At 59.7% G+C, this 16,377-nt stretch carries 15 protein-coding genes and 3 tRNA genes; 13 read left to right on the top strand and 5 right to left on the bottom strand.

Going from position 1 to position 16,377, the window contains the following annotated elements; all coding sequences use genetic code 11:
- The first annotated feature begins 75 nt into the window (after positions 1-75).
- The 3 genes from NA619_RS19285 to NA619_RS19295 all read left to right on the top strand — a co-directional run bounded on the left by NA619_RS19285 (position 76) and on the right by NA619_RS19295 (position 319).
- Positions 76-151 (top strand) — tRNA-Asn (locus NA619_RS19285).
- A 10-nt stretch (positions 152-161) separates the two neighbouring features.
- Positions 162-238, top strand: a tRNA-Pro gene (locus NA619_RS19290).
- Between the two features lie 5 nt (positions 239-243).
- A tRNA-Lys gene (locus NA619_RS19295) sits at positions 244-319 on the top strand.
- A gap of 148 nt (positions 320-467) precedes the next feature.
- Here the strand turns inward: NA619_RS19295 and NA619_RS19300 are convergent.
- The 3 genes from NA619_RS19300 to NA619_RS19310 form a co-directional block, all read right to left on the bottom strand.
- Entirely contained in the window at positions 468-1,763 is a 1,296-nt protein-coding gene (locus tag NA619_RS19300; RefSeq protein WP_255963429.1) for an NAD(P)/FAD-dependent oxidoreductase, read from the bottom strand.
- 60 nt (positions 1,764-1,823) lie between these two features.
- The gene (locus tag NA619_RS19305; RefSeq protein WP_122163815.1) at positions 1,824-1,997 is read right to left on the bottom strand and encodes a DUF3094 family protein; all 174 of its coding nucleotides are present in this window, start codon (positions 1,995-1,997) and stop codon (positions 1,824-1,826) included.
- A 151-nt stretch (positions 1,998-2,148) separates the two neighbouring features.
- A complete protein-coding gene (locus NA619_RS19310; RefSeq protein ID WP_255963430.1) occupies positions 2,149-4,437 on the bottom strand; it encodes a DUF1631 domain-containing protein in 2,289 nt (762 codons plus the stop codon).
- A gap of 331 nt (positions 4,438-4,768) precedes the next feature.
- Between NA619_RS19310 and nadC the strand changes: the two genes are divergently transcribed.
- A complete protein-coding gene (nadC, locus tag NA619_RS19315) occupies positions 4,769-5,617 on the top strand; it encodes a carboxylating nicotinate-nucleotide diphosphorylase (RefSeq protein ID WP_255963431.1) in 849 nt (282 codons plus the stop codon).
- A 40-nt stretch (positions 5,618-5,657) separates the two neighbouring features.
- Here the strand turns inward: nadC and NA619_RS19320 are convergent, their stop codons facing one another.
- The gene (locus NA619_RS19320) at positions 5,658-6,089 is read right to left on the bottom strand and encodes a YhcB family protein (protein ID WP_255963432.1); all 432 of its coding nucleotides are present in this window, start codon (positions 6,087-6,089) and stop codon (positions 5,658-5,660) included.
- 247 nt (positions 6,090-6,336) lie between these two features.
- Here NA619_RS19320 and NA619_RS19325 point away from each other — a divergent pair, with 247 nt between their 5' ends.
- The 3 genes from NA619_RS19325 to zapE all read left to right on the top strand — a co-directional run bounded on the left by NA619_RS19325 (position 6,337) and on the right by zapE (position 9,668).
- A complete protein-coding gene (locus tag NA619_RS19325; RefSeq protein ID WP_336605472.1) occupies positions 6,337-6,966 on the top strand; it encodes an alpha/beta hydrolase in 630 nt (209 codons plus the stop codon).
- A gap of 92 nt (positions 6,967-7,058) precedes the next feature.
- Complete coding sequence (locus NA619_RS19330) at positions 7,059-8,417, top strand: tryptophan--tRNA ligase (RefSeq protein WP_255963434.1); 1,359 nt, start codon at positions 7,059-7,061, stop codon at positions 8,415-8,417.
- 156 nt (positions 8,418-8,573) lie between these two features.
- Positions 8,574-9,668 carry a cell division protein ZapE gene (zapE, locus tag NA619_RS19335; RefSeq protein ID WP_255963435.1) on the top strand — a complete coding sequence of 365 codons (1,095 nt, stop codon included), beginning with the start codon at positions 8,574-8,576 and terminating at the stop codon, positions 9,666-9,668.
- A 58-nt stretch (positions 9,669-9,726) separates the two neighbouring features.
- Here zapE and NA619_RS19340 read toward each other — a convergent pair whose 3' ends face one another.
- Positions 9,727-10,719, bottom strand: a complete 993-nt coding sequence (locus NA619_RS19340; RefSeq protein WP_255963436.1) for a GlxA family transcriptional regulator — start codon at positions 10,717-10,719, stop codon at positions 9,727-9,729.
- Between the two features lie 170 nt (positions 10,720-10,889).
- Here NA619_RS19340 and nfi point away from each other — a divergent pair, with 170 nt between their 5' ends.
- The 6 genes from nfi (at position 10,890) to NA619_RS19370 (ending at position 16,350) form a co-directional block, all read left to right on the top strand.
- Positions 10,890-11,615, top strand: a complete 726-nt coding sequence (gene nfi, locus NA619_RS19345; protein ID WP_255963437.1) for a deoxyribonuclease V — start codon at positions 10,890-10,892, stop codon at positions 11,613-11,615.
- Positions 11,616-11,688: 73 nt separating this feature from the next.
- Positions 11,689-12,240, top strand: coding sequence for a 1,6-anhydro-N-acetylmuramyl-L-alanine amidase AmpD (gene ampD, locus NA619_RS19350; RefSeq protein WP_255963439.1), 552 nt, complete (start codon positions 11,689-11,691; stop codon positions 12,238-12,240).
- A gap of 23 nt (positions 12,241-12,263) precedes the next feature.
- Entirely contained in the window at positions 12,264-13,100 is an 837-nt protein-coding gene (gene ampE / locus NA619_RS19355; protein WP_255963440.1) for a regulatory signaling modulator protein AmpE, read from the top strand.
- A 245-nt stretch (positions 13,101-13,345) separates the two neighbouring features.
- A complete protein-coding gene (locus tag NA619_RS19360) occupies positions 13,346-15,376 on the top strand; it encodes a methyl-accepting chemotaxis protein (RefSeq protein ID WP_255963441.1) in 2,031 nt (676 codons plus the stop codon).
- Between the two features lie 90 nt (positions 15,377-15,466).
- Positions 15,467-15,985 (top strand): DUF5872 domain-containing protein, encoded by a 519-nt coding sequence (locus NA619_RS19365; RefSeq protein ID WP_255963442.1) that lies wholly within the window; start codon positions 15,467-15,469, stop codon positions 15,983-15,985.
- Positions 15,982-16,350 carry a DUF3140 domain-containing protein gene (locus NA619_RS19370; protein ID WP_255963443.1) on the top strand — a complete coding sequence of 123 codons (369 nt, stop codon included), beginning with the start codon at positions 15,982-15,984 and terminating at the stop codon, positions 16,348-16,350. The genes NA619_RS19365 and NA619_RS19370 overlap by 4 nt, the downstream gene beginning before the upstream one ends.
- Positions 16,351-16,377: the final 27 nt, after the last annotated feature.

Raw genomic sequence — 16,377 nt, forward strand, 5'->3', positions numbered from 1 at the left:
ACCGTAAAATGGCGCGCCTCTGAGGGGGGTTTGCAAAGCGGCACAGCAAGCCAACCAAGGAGCTGGAAGTGAAGTTCCGCGATAGCTCAGTCGGTAGAGCAAATGACTGTTAATCATTGGGTCCCAGGTTCGAGTCCTGGTCGCGGAGCCAAATTCCATATCGGGGTATAGCGCAGTCCGGTAGCGCGCCTGCTTTGGGAGCAGGATGTCGGGAGTTCGAATCCCCCTACCCCGACCACTTTTGGGTCGTTAGCTCAGTTGGTAGAGCAGTTGGCTTTTAACCAATTGGTCGTAGGTTCGAATCCCACACGACCCACCAAAATCGTCTCGCAAGAGGCGTATCAAACCGGAAGGTCCAAAGACCTTCCGGTTTTTTTTTGTGCCTGCGATTTGGCCGGTATTTTTCTGAGCCATGTTTACTATTGCCGCGCCATCTCTTATCCAGTGGAGTGGCGCGGCAGCAGACGCTAGTGCAGCTTCAGGCGGGGTACCGTGCTGGTGCTGAGCTTGTCGCCGATCATCATCAGTCCGGTCCGGGCAACACCGTAGAGCGCGATCTGATGCATCCTGTACAGGGATACGTAGAACATCCGTGCCAGCCATCCCTCGAGCATAACGTTGCCAGTGAGGTTACCCATCAGGTTGCCGACGGCTGAGAACGTCGACAAGGAGATCAGAGAGCCGTAGTCGCGGTACCGATAGGCCGCCAGCTCTTTCCCTTCGAGCCGGCGGGCGATTGATTTGGCAAGCAGTGACGCCTGTTGATGCGCTGCCTGCGCCCGCGGCGGAACGTTGCGATCGCTGTCGGGTTGTGGGCAGGCGGCGCAATCGCCAAAAGCGAATATGTTCTCGTCACGAGTAGTCTGCAGGGTTGGCAGCACCTGCAGTTGATTGATCCTGTTGGTTTCAAGGCCATCTATTTCGCGTAGGAAGCCAGGTGCTCTGATGCCGGCAGCCCAGACCTTCAGTTTAGCTGGCACGAAATTGCCATCCTTGGTGTGCAGCCCTTCGTTCGTCACTTCGCTGACAGCGGCGTTGGTGAGCACCGTCACGCCGAGGTTGTTGAGCGTCTGGTGCACTGGCTGGCTGATGCGCTCGGGCAAGGCGGGAAGCACCCTGGGGCCGGCTTCGATGAGTGTGATATGGACATTTTCCGGCTTGATGCCATTCAAGCCGTAGGCAGCGAGCTCGCGCGCGGCATGGTGAAGCTCGGCCGCCAGTTCAACGCCTGTGGCGCCTGCGCCGACGATGGCCATGTTGATCGTGCTTTGATGGCCCTCGCTGGCATGGGCGCGCATGTAATGGCTGAGTAGCAGGCGGTGGAAACGCTCTGCCTGTTCGCGGGTGTCCAGAAAGATGCAGTGCTCCGCGGCGCCTGTTGTTCCGAAATCATTTGTGGTGCTGCCGACCGCAATGACCAGGGTGTCATAGCTCAGCGTTCGGGCGGGTACGAGCTCTACACCGTGCTCATCGAAGGATGCAGCGAGGTGCACGCATTTGCGTTCGCGCTCCAGGCCGCTCATCCGGCCCATCTGAAATTCGAAGTGGTTCCACTTCGCTTGCGCGACATAGTTGAGTTCGTCGGCCGACGAGTTCAGTGAGCCGGCCGCCACTTCATGCAGCAGAGGCTTCCAGATATGAGTGAGGTTCGCGTCTATCAGCGTGACGCGTGCCTTTCCTCGTTTGCCCAGGGTTCTACCCAGGCGGGTGGCAAGCTCCAAGCCGCCAGCGCCGCCGCCGACGATTACGATGCGATGTGTCATTGAATGAACTCATAAGGCTTTACGGAATTCGGTCATGCGCCGGGGCGAGGTCGGTGCCACTCATAACACCAGGCGGCTCAGGAGTCGGCTCAGCAGCCCAAGCCCTAAAACTACTACCAGAACCAGCACAAGGAGCAGCCAGGGCCGAAAAGGCCGCCGCTCGACTTGGTGCTGTGGTGCGCTGAGATACTGATCGACGCGTTTCTGGTCTTCTGGGTTCAGGCGGCTCGGCATACAAACCTCGCGGGGGAATGCAGGCATTCTAGCGGTGTGCTGCCAAAAGCCAAGCGAGAGGCGCGATCAGGGCTTGTTGCTGTTTGGCTTTGGTTGTATCGGGAGGAATGCTGAGGGAGGGCGGCGGGATAGTTTGGCCCTCCCTGACGGCTCATCGACCGTTATGCTTCAGGCTGCGCAAGTTGCCAATCACAGACTCCAATGCCCTATCGAAAAGGAGGGCATCGTTGAGAAGGCGTATCGCGCCACGGCGGAACTCGATGGCCAGACCCATTCGGGTTTTCTCGAGCACCTTCATTCCGGTGCGATTGACGAAGATATACTTACCCGTGGGTTTGATGATAGCCGCCAATTTGCAACGCAGCTTATGGTCCTCATCTTCCTGAAATTCGACCCAGCTGCCTACGCGAAGATTGTCGACCTGTGCCAAGGCTTCATCATTATCGGCCAGGTTGATCTCGGGCTCTTGCTCACGACTTTCACCTGGGGCAAGCAATACGATTTCTTCATTGACCTCGACCATGGCCTGAGCGGCCGGCCCTTTCGACTCCTCGTCGCGAGGGGGTAATTCGAGTTTGACGTCGGTGAGGATATCGCCACCGCTCGCCGGATCATTGGCTGGCGGTACTGAAGCGGGTTTGCTCAGCTGTTGAAGCGTCTGGACGTGTAGGGCTTCAAGGTGCGTGAAGAAATCGCTAGTCGAAAAGGGATCGAAGGCAGCGCTGACCAGACCTTCGCGAAGATTCTTTAGCAGGCTCGGCACAAGCTCCAGCAGTCGCGAGCGGGACTCGGGGTCCTCGTGTGGACCAACGCTCCAGATCAGGTCGTCCATGGTGGCCAGAGCGGCCTGCCATTGTTCTGACTGAGTGCCGTGTTTCAGGCAAGTCAGCAGTAGGACCTTGCTCCACGCCTCTTGCAGCAGCCTGACAACCACCTCGGGGAGGGTTTTGCCGAGCAAGCGCTGGTTGAGTGCGTGTTCCACTTCCTGGCGTGCCATCTCGGCCCGTGCACGTCCTTCCTCGGCATCACGGGTGCGCTGTTCAAGCAGCTCACTGCGGCGTCGCTCATCACCGGTGAAGGCGAGGAAGTCAGCCAGTAACTCGGAGAATATGCCTGGATCATCGACGAAGTCGTTTAGCAGGCGAGACACTACCTGTTCGATCTTCTGGTAGAGGCTGTCGCGCTGGGCTTCATCCTGATCGACCCAGCCCATTGCTGCAGATGCGATTTCGTTCAGCAGGCGTCGAGCCGGGTGGCTGCCGCGGCTGAAGAAAGTCTTGTCCAGAACTGCGACTTTCAAAACGGGGATCTGAAGGCGCCCAATCAATGCCTTCAGAGAATCGGGGAGGGTGCGGTCGTCGAGAATGAATTCGAACAACATCGACACCAGATTGATGACATCTTCGTCGACTTCACCGACCACGCGCGATTTACCGCTCTTGGCACTGACGCGCTGCAACAATTGTTCGAGCTGGCTTTGCAGATCGAACTCGTCGACTTGCTGAGGTGCGCGAGACTGCAGGTGCGAAAGCAGTCGCATCAAGTCATTGCTGGAGATCGGAATGGCATCGCTGGGCAGATTGCGGGCGGGTAGCGCACTTCCGCGTAGCTCCGAGAGCAGTGCCTGCAGTGTGCCGAATGCTTCGTGAACGCCTTCATCCACATAAGCAGGCGAATCGCTGAACCCCTGCTCTGATCGCGCTGCACCGGTGCCTGAAGTGCCTGGGCGGACGGGTGCGCGGCGCGGTTGTGTGGATTGCAATTCTGGCAGGACGCCCGCGGCGACAAGCGCCTGGTTGGACTCGGCGTAAAGCTGTTCGAGGTCGCTGAGTACATAGCGCTCGAACAATTTGAGAATGATTAGCTTGACCTTGATCTCGACGCCTAGGGTGCTGCAGGCCTCGAGGAAATATTCACACAGCTGTTGAGGCCCCAGCGGATTGCTCTTGTCGTCGAGCTTTCGGCTCACCAGCACATTCATGCGGGTGGTGAGATGGCTTAGCGGCTGACTGGCGCGGCTGATGACTTTGGCGACCATGGTATCGATCGCAACTGATTCTTCCAGTTCGTCGTTCTGCACCAGTGCAAGGCTTTCGAACGAGGCCTCCTGCTGTGCGGGCTTGCCGATCTCGTACTGATTCAGTTTGGAAAAAGACTCGAATACCTGCTGCAGGAATCCGCGTTCGATCCCGCGGCGCTTCATCCGCAGGTCGCGCATGGCTTCGAAAAATGCGTTCTGTTCCGCATTGCTTGTCGCGCGATCGGCAATCTCGAATAGAGAATCGTCGGCGTTGTCGAACAGGGTCTGTAGCGCCAGTCTCAGTTGCTGGGCTGCTTTGTCGCGCACGCTGATGAGCGCGACAGGTAGTCTACCTGCCGGCGAGGTCTGCTTTTGCTCAGGGGTGGCCTTGAGGTGCACCACTTTCGCATCGGTTCGCATCGAGACTCTCCGGTCGCCTGTCATTCAAGCGCTCAACACCGTGTAGCATGCCGCTGATTATGCGCAGGGGCAACGGCTTGTAATTCCATGGTTGGTTCGCCATTTCGGTGGCGCCAAATATGAGTTCATTATAGGCCGCTCGTTCATTAGCCTAGCGTGGATTTGTCTTGGACATGATGCAGCTCACACATACTCGCGTAATTCCTACAAGCGGTCGAAATGCAGGGGGCGCGGCTGTACGAGCAGCTTGTTCGCGCGCTTTGATGAAGGCCTTCCGAGGCTCTATAAAGGGTCAGCGCTTATACTCTGCCGAAATGAACGGGAGCCTTACGTGAGCAACATCACCCTTGCGGATTTGTCCGCTGAAATTGAAACCAATGTACGCAAAGCGCTGGCTGAAGACGTCGGTTCGGGAGACATCACTGCACAATTGATCCCCGCCGAGCGGCTTGCACATGCTGCTGTCATCACTCGCGAGTCGGCGGTGATAAGCGGGACGGCATGGGTCGATGCGGTGTTTCGTCAGCTCGATTCCAGGGTTTCGGTGCATTGGCAGGTCGGGGACGGAGAGCAGGTCGAGGCTGACCGTGTGCTATTTCATCTCGAGGGGCCGGCGCGGTCGCTGCTCAGTGGAGAGCGCGCAGCATTGAATTTCCTCCAAACCCTATCAGGGGTGGCGACCCGCTGCAGGCAATATGCGGACCTCGTTGAAGGCACCGGCGTACGGTTGCTCGATACTCGAAAGACGATTCCCGGGCTGCGTCTTGCACAGAAGTATGCGGTGACGTGTGGTGGTTGCCATAACCATCGCATCGGGCTGTATGACGCCTTCCTAATAAAGGAGAACCATATCGCGGCATGCGGCGGGATTGCCGAGGCGGTCGAGGCTGCGCATCACATCGCGCCCGGCAAGCCGGTTGAGGTCGAAGTCGAGAACCTTGATGAGCTGGAGCAGGCACTTGCTGCCGGGGCCGATGTAGTCATGCTCGACGAACTGAGCCTCGAAGACATGCGCACAGCAGTCGCGGTGACCGCGGGAAGAGCAAAGCTGGAAGCATCTGGCGGGATCAGTGATGACACCCTGCGTGCCATCGCCGAGACTGGCGTCGACTACATTTCGATCGGCGCCCTGACCAAGCATGTTCGGGCAATTGACCTGTCGATGCGTCTGAAACAATAGGGCAGAGAAAGGCGGCACCCAGGAGTGCCGCCGTCGCGATTCAGTGCCTGCTTTTCAGACCGAAATTCTCGTCCAGCGTACCGGGCACATCAGGACCTTTTGGCGCGTAGTCCTTTGGTGGTTCGGTGAAAGTCGGCGAAGTGAGGCGTTCCCGATGGCTGTGGGTTTCCTCGCTATGCAGGGCGGCGAGAAGACGCTGACGGGTTTGCTCGTCGAGGGCGAGCTTGTCGGCGCCTTCGGACAGGTGATCCTGCATGTCCTGGTAGCTGTTGGTCAGCTTGCGCAGCAGGCTGGCAGTGGTGTTGAAGTGCGTGACCACTTCGCTCTGGTAGGTATCGAGGCGCTCCTGCAGGTCATCCACCTGACGCTGTGTACTGTTCGGCGCGCTGTTACGTGCAATCAGGTAACCAATGACGATGCCGGCGATCACGCCGACGATCGGGAGCAACCAGGTCGCGAGGGTCTGTTCCACGAGTACTTCCTCTATATAAAACGGCTGTGACGTACAGCAGTGAAAAATCTTGCAGTGGCAGTCGCCTTGGGCGACCAGTCCGATCGGTTCACGACCGGCATCTTAGCTTCGCGCCGCCTGGGCGGTAGTCTTCCCACCGTCTGATACGTTAACGTCTCGTCCCTGCCCTGTATACCGCCACGCGAAGCGGCACTATTCGGCAGTTCAAGCAAGACGAGCCGATAAGCCCCAAGGTCACGGAGTTACTTTGTTGAAACGTGAAAGCCCCATATCCATCGAAGGCCCGGCCGGTGCGCTGGAAGGTCTGTATTTCGATCAGCCCGATGCACGTGGGCTGGCGCTGATCTGCCATCCCAATCCGGTCAAGGGCGGAACCATGCTCAACAAAGTGGTCTCGACCCTGCAGCGCACGGCGCGGGATGCAGGTTACGTCACCCTTCGTTTCAATTTTCGCGGTGTTGGAGGCAGTGCTGGCAGCCATGACATGAACACTGGCGAAGTGGACGATGCCGAAGCTGCGCTGCGCTGGCTGCGTGCGCAATATCCGTCGCTACCGCTGACCTTGCTGGGCTTTTCGTTTGGCGGCTTTGTCGCTGCGGCGCTGGCCGGGCGCGTCGAAGCGCGTGGCGAGCCGCTGGAGCGGTTGTTCATGGTTGCGCCAGCCGTATCTCGCCTGACGGATTTGCCGCTGGCCGAAAGCTGTGCGCTTACCATCATCCAGCCGGACGATGATGAAGTCATAGATCCGTCTTCGGTGCATGCCTTCTCCGCAGGGCTTCAGCGCTCTCACGAGCTGCTGAAAGTGGCAGAATGCAGCCACTTTTTCCACGGCAAGCTGGTGGAACTCAAAGAGCTGGTCACGCCGCGACTGGTTTAGTGAATCGCTTGCGATACAGCGAGCCCCAGCATCGTCCTTTGCTTTTCCAAAGACCTGCTTGCTGTTTGCGCTGAATGAATCGAGATAACCGAATGAAGACCCGAATCCTTACTGGCATCACCACCACTGGCACACCCCATCTGGGCAATTATGCAGGTGCTATTCGTCCCGCCATCGTGGCCAGTCGGGAAGCCGATGCCGACTCCTTCTATTTTCTCGCTGATTATCACGCCCTGATCAAATGCGACGATCCGCTGCGCATCCAGCAATCGCGTCTTGAAATCGCGGCCACTTGGCTGGCTTGTGGTCTCGACGCCGAGCGGGTGACGTTCTATCGCCAGTCGGACATCCCGGAAATCCCTGAACTGACCTGGCTGCTGACCTGTGTTGCCGGCAAGGGCCTGCTCAACCGCGCGCATGCCTACAAGGCATCGGTGGACAAGAATGTGGAGCAGGGGGAGGACCCGGACGCCGGAATTACCATGGGGCTGTTCAGCTATCCGGTGCTGATGGCGGCGGACATTCTCATGTTCAATGCACACCGGGTGCCGGTCGGGCGCGATCAGATCCAGCATGTGGAAATGGCGCGCGACATCGCTCAGCGCTTCAATCACCTGTTCGGTAACGGCAAGGAGTTGTTCACCCTGCCGTCCGCCGTGATCGAGGAAAGCGTTGCGACTTTGCCCGGGCTCGACGGGCGCAAGATGTCGAAGAGCTACGACAACACCATCCCTTTGTTCGCCAGTGCCAAAGCGCTAAAGAGCACCATCGCGCGAATCGTCACCGACTCAAGGCTGCCCGGCGAGCCGAAAAATCCGGACGAATCTCATCTGTTCACCATTTATCAGGCGTTCGCTACTCCGGCACAGCTGAGCGAGTTCCGCAGCGAGCTGATCGATGGATTGGCTTGGGGCGAAGCCAAGCAGCGCTTGTTCGACCTGCTCGACAGCGAGCTGAGCGAGGCACGCGAGCGTTATCACGCATTGATGCAGCGGCCCGGTGAGCTGGAGGATATTCTGCAGGCCGGTGCCGCCAAAGCGCGCAGTGTCGCTACGCCCTTCCTTGGCGAACTGCGTGAGGCGGTCGGGCTGCGCAATTTCCGCAGTGAAGCTGCGAGCGTTGCTCCGGCGAAGAAGAAGGGCGGCAAGACTGCCCGTTTCGCCAGTTTCCGCGAGGACGACGGCAGCTTCCGTTTCCGTTTTTTCGCTGCCGACGGTGAAGAGCTGTTGCTGTCTCGGCCGTTCAGCGATCCGAAAGCCATCGGCGGCGTCAGCCAGCGCCTGATCGCTCAAGGTGTGGACGCCCTGGAACTCCGTGCTGACGAAGACTATCAATTTACCTTGTGGCTGGACGGCGATTGCATTGCTGACAGCCCCGCCTATGCCGATGAGCAGGCGCTCGAAGCAGCCATGCTGCGTCTGCGCCAGGTAATGGCAACCCTTGCTGCGTAACGCACGTGCCGGTTCCGCCGGATGCTGGCGGGTCGGCGCAGCCCTGCTGATACACGATCTCACCCGAGGCACCCGCGCTTGAACGATGTGAGTAAATTGCCAACCACCGAGGGCACGGCTAAAGTGTCGGCCCCGTTTCACTACCCAGACCCCGCCATGACCCCTCTTGAGCGCTATCAGGCAGACCTGAAACGTCCTGACTTTTTCCACGACGCAGCCCAGGAAACTGCCGTGCGTCATTTGCAGCGCCTTTACGACGATCTGGTTGCCGATGACCGCAGCAAGTCCGGGCTGCTTGGCAAATTCTTCGGCAAGAAGCACCCGGAACCTGTGAAAGGTCTGTATTTCTGGGGCGGCGTTGGCCGTGGCAAGACCTACCTGGTCGACACCTTCTTCGAAGCGCTGCCGTTCGAGAAGAAGACGCGCACCCACTTTCACCGTTTCATGAAGCGCGTTCACGAGGAAATGCGCACCCTCAAGGGTGAAAAGAATCCGCTGATCATCATTGGCAAGCGATTCGCCGACGAGTCACGCGTGATCTGTTTCGACGAGTTTTTCGTATCGGACATTACCGACGCGATGATTCTGGCCACGCTGCTTGAGGAGTTGTTCAAGAACGGCGTGAGTCTGGTGGCGACTTCCAATATCGTGCCGGACGGTCTGTATAAGGATGGCCTGCAGCGGGCGCGCTTCCTTCCTGCGATCGAGTTGTTGAAGAAGCACACCGAGATCGTCAACGTCGACAGCGGTATCGACTATCGACTGCGCGCTCTTGAGCAAGCTGAACTCTTTCACTTCCCGCTCGACGCCGAGGCAGAGCAGAGCCTGGAAAAGAGCTTCCGTAGCTTGCTGCCGGAGAAGTGCCGAGTTCAGGAAAACGAGCCCCTGATGATCGAGAACCGCAAGATCGTCGCGCGCAAGGTTGCCAGCGGCGTCGCTTGGTTCGAGTTCCGCGAGTTGTGCGACGGACCGCGCAGCCAGAACGACTATATCGAGCTGGGTAAGATTTTCGATGCGGTTCTGGTCTCGAATATCGAGCGCATGGACGTCTCAAAGGACGACATGGCCCGCCGCTTTATCAACATGGTCGACGAATTCTACGACCGTAACGTCAAGCTGATCCTCTCGGCCGAGGTGGAACTCAAGGATCTTTACGCCGGCGGGCGTCTGGAGTTCGAATTCCAGCGCACCCTGAGTCGCTTGCTTGAAATGCAGTCACACGAGTACCTGTCACGCCCACACAAGCCCTGAAGTCATCAGGGGTTGAAAACGGCAAGTCTGCGCTTCGGCGTGACTTGCCGTTTTTTTATCACGCGCTCTTGTGCCGATACTGCTGGCGGTACTGATTGGGCGAAAGCTCGGTGTGCTGACGAAACAGGCGAGCAAAGAAGCTGGCGTCGTCATAGCCCACTTCATAGCTGATGGTCTTGATGCTCTTGCGCGTGGTCGATAGCAGCGTCTTCGCCGTTTCGATGCGCAATCGCTGCAGGTAGTGCAGCGGCTTGTCGCCCGTGGCGGTCTGAAACCGTCGCATGAAATTGCGAATGCTCATACCGTGGTCGCGCGCCACGTCCTCGAAGCGGAATTTCTCCGAGAAGTGTTCTTCCAGCCACTCCTGAATCTGCAGGACGCGGGTGTCCAGATGCAGTTTTTGTCCGCCGAACCCGATTCGGCCAGGGTTGTAGCTGCGACGGACCTCGAACAGGATATCCCGCGCCATTCCTTGAGCGATGTGCGGTCCGCAGAAGCGCTCCACCATATGAATGTAGAGGTCGCAGGCCGAGGTTGTACCGCCTGCGCAGTACAGGTTATCGCTGTCGGTAAGGTGCTTTTCCTGGGTGAAGATCACTCGCGGAAATCGCTCGGCGAACTCGCGGGCGAAGCGCCAGTGCGTAGTGCCCTCACGACCGTCGAGCAAGCCGGCTGCAGCCATCCAGAACGCACCGCTGGCCTCGCCGCAAATGGCGCTGCCGGCTGCATGACGCGCCTTCAACCAGGGCGACACCTGTGGGTACTGCTTGCAGAGCGCATCAAAATCCCCCCAGAACGCCGGTAGGATCACCGCATCGGCGTCGTCCAGCGCACCGTCGACTTCGATGCGTGGACCGCTGAAGGTGCTGACCGCGCGGCCGTCGGGACTCACAAGCATCGTCTCGAACGCAGGCGTAAGGTCCAGACCCAGCTGCTTGCCGTAGCGCAGGCTGGCCATGTGAAAGAAATCCTTTGCATGCAGCAGGGTGGATGCAAACACCCCATCGGTTGCCAGGATGCTGATGCGTTTCAAGGGCTGGGCGGTGAGCATGCGCTGTCTTCTGCCGGTTCCGGTTTATTTTTATAGGGGCGAAGCAGGGTAAATCTGCCGTGGTACGGCGGGAGCGTCTTATCTTTTCTGCTGGCTGTCCAGCCCTCATTGGTAGGTCGACGGCGGAACTGCACCTGCTCTTGCTCGTCTGATCGAGCAGAGGGGGCTCCATGACTTCAGAAAAAAACCGGTTCCATTCGGCGCTCGGCGAGTGGGACGGCAACACCGCCGCTGCGAGGGAATTGCAGAAGCAGCTTGCTGACAAGGTCGTGCTGACCGATTACTTCGGGCCCTTGAAGCTGATCGCGGGCGTCGATGTGGGCTTCGAGGACGGCGGAAAGATAACTCGTGCCGCCGTTGTCCTGCTCGATGCGCAGACGCTCGAGCCGCTGGCGCAAGCATTGGCGCGGATACCGACCTGTATGCCCTACATACCCGGGCTGCTGTCCTTTCGAGAACTGCCTGCCGTGCTGCAGGCTCTCGACTCGCTGGAGCAGATGCCGGATCTGATCTTCTCTGACGGGCACGGCATCGCGCATCCACGCGGCCTCGGCATTGCCGCGCACCTGGGCGTCATCACTGGTTTGCCGACCATAGGTGTGGCGAAGAAGATTCTCACCGGCCTGCATGAGCCACTCGGCGAGCGGCGCGGCGATCAGGTCGATCTGCTGAACAGGGGCGGCAAGGTCATTGGCACCGTGCTGCGCAGCAAGGAAAAGGTGCGGCCGCTGATCATTTCGCCCGGCAATCGCGTCAGTCTGGCGACCGCGCCGGAATTGGTGATGCGCTATGTCACCCGCTACCGTCTGCCAGAACCTACGCGACTGGCCGACCGCCTGGCGTCGCGCCGCGATGAAAAGCGCGTCGGTGCCCAGCCCGCGCCGCGGCTGGAATAAACCAGGCTGGCTTGCAGCAGCCCTCATGCAGGCGCTAGCCTGCAGACCCGCAGGTCACCCAGGTTTCGCCGCGATGCAGTTGGATCATGCGACAGGCTGGTGTCGAGGCATTCGCCATTGCCCCTCGCCCAACTTCAATCAGCGCCCGGACGGCGAAATTTCGCTGCTTGTGATCCACAACATCAGCCTGCCACCGGGCTGCTTCGGGACGGGCAAGGTCCAGGAGTTTTTTCAGAACTGCCTGCCCACGGCTGAGCATCCTTTTTTCGAAGAGATTGCGAGCCTGCAATTGTCGGCACACTTTCTCATCGAGCGTGACGGCGCCATCACCCAGTTCGTCTCCTGCATTGATCGAGCCTGGCATGCCGGTGTTTCGAGCTTCGACGGACGGGAAGGCTGCAATGATTTCTCCCTCGGTATAGAGCTGGAAGGTACTGACGAAACCCCGTTCAGCGAGGCCCAGTACGACAGCCTGATCAGCTTGTGTCATCTGCTGCAGCAGGCCTATCCGGCAATCACCGCCGAGCGGGTCCGTGGTCACAGCGACATCGCACCTGGACGCAAGACGGATCCGGGCCCCGCTTTCGATTGGCAGCGCTTGCGCGCCGCCTCGATCATTGCCTGAGACAGTTCTGACAGGATTCGAACATGATTTTTCTCGTGGTACTTCTTGCCCTGATCATCGACAAACTCACCGGTTGGCGGCGGGTTGTTCAAGATGATGGCCCCTGGCTTCGCTTGCGCCACAAGGTCGAGAGCCGTGCATCGCTGGCGGCCAGCCCCTGGCTCGGCCTGATGCTGCTGGTGCTGATGCCGGTACTGCTGCTTGCCTTCCTCCTGACGGCGCTCGAGCCGCTGGCTTACGGCTGGCTGAGCCTGCCGCTGCATTTGCTGGTACTGCTTTACTGCCTGGGTCGCGGCCATGGAAAACGTGAGCTGGGGCCGTTTCGCGATGCGTGGCGCCGGGGCGATCATGAGGCGGCCGCACTGGTTGCCGAGCGGGATCTTGGGCTGAGTGCCGATGATGCGCCCGGCCTGTTGCGGGCTGTTGAAGCGCAGTTGCTCTGGCGCAGCCATCAGGGGTTCTTCGCGGTAATTTTCTGGTATGTGCTGCTTGGGCCCGTTGCGGCGCTCGCGTATCGACTATTGGCGCTGACCCTCGAACGTGCCGAAAGCCAGGGTATACGCGAGCGTGCCGGGCAGCTCAAGCATGCGTTCGACTGGCTGCCGGTGCGGGTTCTGCTCGCCAGCTTCGGGCTGGTCGGCAACTTCGTCGCAGCCAATCGCGCCATGCTCAGCGACCTGCTGCACTGGAGCATTCCCGCGCGGCAGCTGCTGGCCGATGTCGGACCAATCGCCGCCGACCTTGGCGAAGCCTATGAGGGCGAGCAGGGCATTGCCAGGCTCGATGCGCTCGCGGCCCTGCTGGTGCGTGCCCGAATCCTCTGGTATGCCGCAATCGCGCTATGGGTGTTGTTGCTCTAGTTACGCCTGCACCCTTCGGCGCCCCAGCGCTCCCGGTTTCTCGCCTTCTGTTCCCGCATAAGCATGGTGGATAGGGCTGGATCGGCGCGCCTTCTGTCGGTTGCCCAGCTGTCACTCTGCCACTACCTTAAGTTACTCAAGGACCGACCGATATCCCGAATAGGTTTTCTCGCACCCTTCCCTGACGAGCCCTGCCTCGGCCCTTGATGGCCGCCGCAATACAACAAGAAATTGGGAGACGTCTTTTGAAAAGTCTGTTGTATCCGGCTATCGCATTGATGAACCGCCTGAGTTTCGGCATGAAGTTCAGCCTCATCAGCATTCTGTTCTTCGTCCCCATGCTGGCGACCAATTTCTTTCTGGTGCGTGAGTCCTATCAGGAGTTCGTCGGCACCCGTACCGAGCTGCGCAGTCTGGAGTTGCTCGGCACCGCCTTGCAGCTGCGCCGTGGAATCGAGGACTGGAAAGATCTGGTCGAAATCGAAGGCATCATCGGGCAGACCGGCGAAGTACAAGCGCTGGTTACCCGGCTGGCCAGTGCTGAACAAGCGCTCGCTGCCCTGATGCAAAGCCTGACGCCGGTCAGCGATCACCCCGAGCAGATCGCCGAATTCAACCTGCGTCGTGACGAACTGGACGCTGCCCTGCGTGAGGCTCAGTCACAGCAGTCGCTACAGACGAAAACCGCCATGGCGCGCGCCGTCCTGGGCAAGGCTCAGGTGATGATCAAGCTGATCGCCAGCCAATCCGGGCTGAGTCAGGACATCCAACGCGATGTTCGGCTGCTCGCTGAGCTACTGACTTCCGTCACGCCGACGATCACCGCTGTGCTCGGCGAAGGCCGCGCGATCGGTTCCTACACGTTCGGTCAGGGCTACCTGAATTCCGATGCCAGCAACAAGCTGGATGGCCTGCTGCTTGAATTGGAAAAACAGCAGGCACAGTACGCCGCTCAACTTCAGGACGTACTTGGCAGCAGCCCGGCTGCGCAACGCCAACTCGAAAGCCAGGCCGCTGCCAGTCGCACGTCCCTGCAGGTGAGCAACGATATTTTCCAGGACCAGGTAATCATGGCCGAAGCGCTGGATCAGCCCTGGGAAGCCTTTTACGACCTGATCAGCGCTGAGATGGCGAAAACCTACGCGTTCAACGATGCCATCCTTGGTTTCCTCGACGAGGAGCTTGAGCAGCGCTTGGCGCAAAAGCAGCTGCTGATGATTTTGCTGCTCGCCGCCCTGGCGCTGATTTTCATACTCGTGGTCTATCTGTACAGCGCGTTCTACATGTCGACCCGTGCGTCTTTGCGCAGCCTTGGCGCCACCATGGATCGAGTGGCGGCAGGTGACATGACGGCGCGTTTCAAGGTCCAGAGTCGTGACGAGCTGGGTGAGCTAGGGCAGGTTTTCAACGATACGGTGGCGAAGATCCGCGAGCTCATCGAGCGCGTCGGGCAGACGGTGGGGGAGGTCGAGCGTCAGGCTTCGCGCGTCGAAACCGTGTCAGGCGAGAGCAACCTGACCGTGTCCGAGCAGCGTGGGCAGATCGAGCAGGTCGCCACTGCGATGAACGAAATGTCGGCCACCGCGCAGGAAGTCGCCACCAGTGCCGAAGCCGCGGTGGGCAGCGCCCAGAGCGTCAACCAGGAAACTGTCAGCGGCCGTTCGCTGGTCGAAGCGCAGGTCAGCGGCATCGGGCGCCTTGCCGCGGAGATTGAACAGTCAGTCAATGTAATCAACCAGCTGGCCAGCGACAGCAAGGCGATCAGTCAGGTGCTCGACGTCATCAAAGGGGTGGCCGAACAGACCAATCTGCTGGCGCTCAATGCCGCCATCGAGGCCGCGCGTGCCGGTGAGCAAGGACGTGGCTTCGCGGTGGTGGCCGACGAGGTGCGCAGCCTGGCAAAGCGCACCCAGCAGTCGACCGCGGAAATCGAGCAGATGATCGCCCGGCTTCAGGGGGGCGTCGGTGCGGCAGTCAAGACCATGCATTCCAGCCACTCAATGGCTGAAGAAACGGTCAGCCAGTCGGCGCAGGTTCAGCAAGCGCTGGAAAACATCCTGGAAGCGGTGGGCGTCATCGTCGATCAGAACCAGCAGATCGCTGCGGCTGCCGAGGAGCAGACCGCCGTCGCCCACGATATCGATCGTAACATCGTCGCCATCAACGAAGCCGGACAGCGGACCGCCGAAGGCGCAGGCCACACCGAACAGGCGAGTCGAGAGCTCACCGAACTGGTTGGGCGCTTGCAGCAATTGATTGGAGCGTTTCGGGTTTAGGGCTTCTATTGCGCGCTCCGTCCATCGGCACTTTTGAACAGCGCATCGCGGTCCCGGGTCTGCCGATCAGGCAAACCTGGGGAGCGCAACATGTCCAGCACCGCTAAGAAAACCGATCCGCAACTGTGGGACAAGGTCAAACAGGAAGTCATTGCCGGCGACAAAGGTGGCAAACCGGGCCAGTGGTCCGCGCGCAAGGCGCAATACGCCGTGCAGGAATACAAGAAGCGCGGCGGCGGTTACGCGGGCAGCAAAACAGCCGACAACCATTTGCGAGAATGGACCCAGGAGGACTGGGGCACCCAATCGGGTAAGCCGTCGGGCGAGACAGGTGAGCGCTACCTACCCAAGCATGCTCGCGAGTCCCTCAGTGATGAAGAGTACGCCCGCACCACACGCAAGAAGCGCGCAGATTCCCGCCGCGGTCAGCAGCATTCGAAGCAACCGGCGGATGTCGCGCGCAAGGCTGGCCGCGAGCGCGAATCAGCGCTGAGCGGCCTGAACAAGCCTGAGTTGATGCGCCGCGCCGCCCAGCGGGGCATTCGTGGGCGCTCGAAGATGAAGAAGGATGAGCTGGTTGCGGCACTCAAGCGCGAGGGCGAGCAATGAGCGAGCTCGATGAAAACTCGAAGCGAGACGTCCGCACCGAATTCCACGAACTGATCAATATGGCGCCAGCCGAGCTGCGGCGATGGCTTGAGACTGAAACCAGTCGCAGCGTCGGTATGACTGCCGAGGGTGAGAAAGTGACCTCGCCAGGTGACGGCGAAGCGGTAGGGCACGCCATGGGTGAGCGCATCCTTGAACTCAAGGGGCTACGTCAGGCCGAACTGGGCGAAGACGAGTACCGCGCCATGCGCAAGGTTATCGGCTATATCCGTCGGCATCTCGCGCAGCGGCCAGCAGCTGACGTTCGGGATAGTCGCTGGCGCCACTCGCTGATGAATTGGGGGCACGATCCGCTGGAGGACTGATGTCTGCTGTGCGGTTCGAGGCTGCAT

The organism is Stutzerimonas stutzeri (genome assembly GCF_024448895.1).
GTDB classification, from domain to species: Bacteria; Pseudomonadota; Gammaproteobacteria; order Pseudomonadales; family Pseudomonadaceae; genus Stutzerimonas; species Stutzerimonas stutzeri_Q.